The organism is uncultured Paracoccus sp., from assembly GCF_947487305.1.
Classification (GTDB): Bacteria; Pseudomonadota; Alphaproteobacteria; order Rhodobacterales; family Rhodobacteraceae; genus Paracoccus.
The window spans coordinates 1-902 of sequence record NZ_CANKWH010000070.1 but is presented as its reverse complement, the minus strand read 5'-3'; the positions used below and the strand labels follow the sequence as shown (position 1 = coordinate 902).

Sequence of the window (902 nt, the reverse complement as noted above, 5' to 3'; positions counted from 1 at the left end):
GGAAACCATCGTCGCGATGGACCGTGCGCCGGTCATGCGCTAACAATCAAACTGGACCACTCGAGTGGGGCCGATCAGACTGTCGGACAACAAAAAAGCGCCCCTTAGGGCGCTGTTTTGAGAGGCATTCAGATTTCAGTGGTTGCGGGGACAGGATTTGAACCTGTGACCTTCAGGTTATGAGCCGATCAAAGGCGAAAATCGGAAATTGAATTATTTCAGCGCCTTATGCGATAACGGTTTGATTTCCCGCAATTCCCAATCCGCCATCCAACGGCATCAAGCGACTTTCGACGGCACCACTCGCGCGAATACTGCAGCCAAGGGTTGAGGTGGCGTTGAGGTAAGCGGTCTGTAGCTTAAAGCGTTTAGGCTTGAACCTGAATCGCGGGGTATTCCCTTGAGATATGATCTGTGATTCCTCCTGCTTGGGAGGATGGATCATGTCAGCACCTTTGCCATTAGCACTGAGGACGCGGTTTCAGAGATACGTTGAAGAAGGGTTAAGTGGGCGCGCGGCGGCGTTGCGTCTGAAACTGTCACCCGCAACTGGAGCGCGATGGGCACGCCAGGTGAAGACCAGAGGTCATGCTGAAGCGGCCCCGCAGGGACCGCCGCGCGGCCAGGGGAAGCTGGCCCCACATGAGGCATTCCTTGAAGAGCTTGTCGCACAGGACCCCGACATCACGCTCTCTGAGTTGCGCGATGCGCTGGCTGACGCCGAGGGGGTGCATGTGCACCACTCCTCCATCGCCAACCTGCTGTCCCGGCTGGGGTTCACGTACAAAAAAAGTCGCTGGTTGCCACCGAGCGCCGTCGCGCCAAGGGATGATGTCCCGCGGCGTGGTGTAGCTTACGACGGGCCTCGCGCTCACCGGCGGGCCGAGCTTGTCAGTCGCGCT

The 902-nt window shown here is 58.2% G+C and carries 1 protein-coding gene; it reads right to left on the bottom strand.

The window, feature by feature from the left end; translation table 11 throughout:
* Positions 1-539 precede the first annotated feature (539 nt).
* Positions 540-902 (bottom strand): hypothetical protein (locus Q1A36_RS21285; RefSeq protein WP_299848174.1); only part of this gene is annotated, 363 nt, incomplete at its 5' end.